Below are 3,668 nucleotides of genomic sequence, written 5' to 3'. Positions count from 1 at the left end.
CAGGTCGCGCCATCCGAACCGATCTGCCTTTGCAGATCGACGGGGGAAAGGATGCGAACGCTGGCCTGCCGGTCGCGGCCGGCATCATAGGCGGCGGTGCGGCTCTCGAAATCCTCCGGGATGCGCCATTGGTCAGCGTCGATCCGCTCGACAATCCCGGTGCGGCGTAGTGTCTCCATTCGCCGAACATGGGGCATCGACATAGCCCTCATAGTCGCCGCCCGGAACGCGGCCCTCGAACTTGGCCTGCTCCAGATGGTGGCTCAGTCGATACATGTCGTCCTCGGCGATGGCCGTGATGGTGCGGTCGGACGGCCGGGCTTCGCTTGATGATCTCATGGTGTATCTCCTGCCGCCAAAAGCAGCAATTAATTCTGATGCTTCAAATGGATGAACACATAGAGGCGCTGTTAGTTGATCCAGCTTGTCGTGGAACTGGAGCCGGCCGCCTGACCATTCTGCTCGTTGGCGTCGCTCGTCGATTTTGGATGAGGCTGATCGCTCGCCTTAAGTGATTTATCTTACTGGCTTGTCCTCGTATTCTCCTTATATCCATCCGTGCCAAGCAAAAATTCTTTCATATATCGCGCGCACCACTGCCTGTTTGTTCTGGTTGTATTCGTGAGCCGTTTTGACGCTATGCTTGGCCGTTAGCTTGGCATCAGCATACAGCTGACGATCATCAGAATGTTCACGCAACCAGTCACGAAAGAGACGATGTCGTGTATGTTCAGGGCAATCGGGTCCAAATACGTGCAGATTCACGCGCGGATGGTCTAACCTTAACATCCTGTGTTGATACCAGGAGCGTTCGCGCACGGTGAGTTCGTATCCGACGCTTGTAAGGGCAGGAATGTAAGCCTCTTCCTCGTTCGGATCATTCACGATCAGATCAATGTCGATCACGGGCTTGGCGGGCAGCCCCAATACGGCCGTGGACCCGACATGCTCAATAGCCAACGCGGTTTCGCCCAAGGCATGCGCAATCTTGTCTCTTTGAGACTCGAAGGACGCTTCCCATTGAGGAGTATAGGGTTCCACCGAGATGTCTTCTTGCTTCGGCTTACCCGCAACCCAAGGGTTCTCATTCGGATCGCCATCCTCGAAGGTCATGATCTCGATGGCATTCAGTTGATCAGTAATCGGCTCATTCATATCAGGTATCTCCGTTAAACTTTTTCTGCCGGTTGAATTGAACGGCCCATTTCATCTGCGAGGGAAAGCAGATTTCGGAGCGTTGTGCTGCGATTGTATGGCGACCAAACGGCTGAGAAGGCTACTGGCTCAGGCTCATCAATGACAGGACGAAACACCACGTCCGGCCCTGATAAGCGGGACGTGGCTGTTCCGACAACGCTAATGCCAAATCCCTGCCCAACCATCGATAGCAACGAACTGCGCTCGATCCCAAACCGTAGGATCGATGGTGGCGGCCAGTGCCCCGCAAGGCGCAAAACGATATGGTCATGGACCTGCGGGCCGGTTCCGCCATGCCGCACAAGGAATGTCTCGTTAGCCAGATCGGCCCATGTGACGCCCGCTTGCTCAGCAAGACGATGGCTTACAGGCAGCGCTGCCAGCAAGGTTTCAGTCCATGCATGTCGAGAATGGCAGTCCGGCAGTTCTGGTGAGCCAAACACAAATGCCACGTCGATCCGGCCAGCTCGCAGTTGCATGACTACTTCGCTGGCGGTTCCCTCGGTCACTTCGACAGTAATGTGAGGATAGTTTTCGTGGTATTTCGCCAGTAGTTCGGAAGGGAAGCTACCGGGGGTAAGGGCATGGACCCCCACATGAACATGCCCGTGATCTCCGCAAGCGAACGCACCGGCCGTCTTCACGGCATGGTCGATTTGATTGATACCGGCAGAAATTTGTTCAACGAAATGGCGGCCCGCCGCAGTCAGTCGCACACCTCTCGCGCGGCGCTCGAACAGCAGGATGCCGAGCGAGTCTTCCAGTGCTTTCACCCGCGCACTGACACTCGACTGGCTGATGCGTAGAGCGCTCGCCGCATGACGAAAGTTCAGATACTCGGCCACGGCGAGCGTCTGGATCAAGGATGACATCGGAACGCGTCCGCGAAACAGCAGGGATGGCTCGTCTGTATCGAGTGTACTAGGTGAACGACGACGCATAGACCCACCACCCGATTATCGTCTTCCCAGCCACTCCGAATCTCGGGAAGAAACTAAATGTAGCCTTCGCGTTCATGGTGCCGATCATGACAACGGTATCGCTCATGTTTCCCCTCGGCTCTCGCGAAGCCGGTAGTTGATCTCGCAGAAGACGCGCGCTCCTGCCCAAGGCGGAACTATACTCTTGTTCTATCATGCAAAAAAGGACACAATAAGTCCAACATCATGCTAAAAGAGGACATAGTGCTCGATCTTTGGCGCATCCGCTGTTTCGTTGCAGTCGGCGAGACCGAGCATATCGGCACGGCGGCGGAACAGCTTCATATCTCGCCGTCGCCGTTGAGCAGACAGATTCACCAACTCGAAGGAGAGCTTGGCGTTAAGCTGTTTGCTCGCACAGGAAGACGAATCCGGTTGACCTCCGCTGGACGCGCCTTTCTCGAAATATCTCGTGATCTACTTGATCATGCGAATAACGCCGCTCATGCGGGGCGCAGATTAGCAACACCGGAAGCAGGATCGGTTACAATCGGGTGTATTCAGGAAGCAGTTCTTTGCGGAATAATTCCCAAAGCCATAGAAACCATTTCCTCAAAAACAGATGTCTCTCTTGGGATACGGAACCTAAAAAATCTGGATCAACTGATCGCGCTTCAAGCTTTGAAAATAGATGTTGGGTTGATGAATAGCGCACAAGACCCTGCGTTATATGAGAGCAGGAAGATTTTTGAGGAACCATTTGTTGTAGCATTTTCTCCAACTCATAGGCTTTCCCAGTTCCCCGATTTCGATCCAATCGAACTGAGAAAAGAAGCGTGGGTAGGCCCATCCCTTGACGTTTGGGAAACAGTCAATCGAATGCTTTCGGGGTCAACGAGAAAGGTGACGAACTACGAAACCTACGATATTGCTGCAAGCATCGCGATGGTTTCTGCCGGGATCGGGTTTACGATAGTGCAAAAAAGCGTTGCCGATGCTTATGGTTCAAAAATTACATTTCGCAAAATGCCAGAGTCTGTGCTTTGTTTAAATATTTATGCCGTTTGGAGACTTAATTCGGCAAACGCCGCAACCTTCCGAGTTGTCGAGGAACTTGATGTGCTCGGAAAGGAAGCTATGCGTTTGGTCCATTCATAATAATTATAGCCCCAATCCCCTATGGCGACCCAATTGCCATGACACGGAGCCGCCCTGCACGACGCCCATAACCTCGCGGCCGAGTTGGCGGTCGATGACGGGCCGCCACGGGACAAGTGTGAACTCATGGCTCTTTTCCACCACGGCGAACTTGCCGCTGGATAGCTGCACGGTGCCCGTGAACTTGCCGGTGACGCTTTCGCCATCGGTGGCGGCGCGGAACGGCAACCCCTTGTCGCCAGCCATCTCCGCTCCGACGCGGGCCACCTCGCGCTCGCGCAAGGTGGCGAGAAGATTGCGCCGATAGAAGATGCGACCGTCCCGCGCTCGGCTGGCGTCGCGCTGCTCGACGTGATGCTTGCGGCGCTGCTCCATCGCCTCGCGCACCTGCTG

General features: G+C 54.8%; 4 protein-coding genes and 1 pseudogene. 1 reads left to right on the top strand and 4 read right to left on the bottom strand.

Annotated elements, in window-relative coordinates; all coding sequences use genetic code 11:
* The 3 genes and pseudogenes from KUG47_RS16650 to KUG47_RS16640 form a co-directional block, all read right to left on the bottom strand.
* Positions 1 to 321 (bottom strand): annotated as a pseudogene (locus KUG47_RS16650) (DUF3363 domain-containing protein); the annotation flags it as partial.
* Between the two features lie 225 nt (positions 322 to 546).
* Positions 547 to 1,155 carry a GrpB family protein gene (locus KUG47_RS16645; protein ID WP_217679176.1) on the bottom strand — a complete coding sequence of 203 codons (609 nt, stop codon included), beginning with the start codon at positions 1,153 to 1,155 and terminating at the stop codon, positions 547 to 549.
* 14 nt (positions 1,156 to 1,169) lie between these two features.
* Positions 1,170 to 2,138: a LysR family transcriptional regulator gene (locus KUG47_RS16640; RefSeq protein ID WP_340162819.1), complete on the bottom strand. Its 969-nt coding sequence runs from the start codon at positions 2,136 to 2,138 to the stop codon at positions 1,170 to 1,172.
* Between the two features lie 243 nt (positions 2,139 to 2,381).
* Here KUG47_RS16640 and KUG47_RS16635 point away from each other — a divergent pair, with 243 nt between their 5' ends.
* Positions 2,382 to 3,275: a LysR family transcriptional regulator gene (locus tag KUG47_RS16635; RefSeq protein WP_217679168.1), complete on the top strand. Its 894-nt coding sequence runs from the start codon at positions 2,382 to 2,384 to the stop codon at positions 3,273 to 3,275.
* A 3-nt stretch (positions 3,276 to 3,278) separates the two neighbouring features.
* Here KUG47_RS16635 and KUG47_RS16630 read toward each other — a convergent pair.
* A partial coding sequence (locus KUG47_RS16630) for a DUF3363 domain-containing protein (protein ID WP_217679166.1) occupies positions 3,279 to 3,668 on the bottom strand: 390 nt, incomplete at its 5' end.

Source organism: Falsochrobactrum tianjinense, from assembly GCF_019100495.1.
GTDB classification, from domain to species: Bacteria; Pseudomonadota; Alphaproteobacteria; order Rhizobiales; family Rhizobiaceae; genus Brucella; species Brucella tianjinense.
Note: the sequence above shows the minus strand (reverse complement) of the source record. Positions and strands in the feature narration are given on the sequence as shown.

Bases quoted from the DNA above. Each gene is read 5' to 3' on its own strand.
- KUG47_RS16645 (WP_217679176.1), bottom strand. From the start codon at position 1,155: ATGAATGAGCCGATTACTGATCAACTGAATGCCATCGAGATCATGACC.
- KUG47_RS16640 (WP_340162819.1), bottom strand. From the start codon at position 2,138: ATGCGTCGTCGTTCACCTAGTACACTCGATACAGACGAGCCATCCCTG.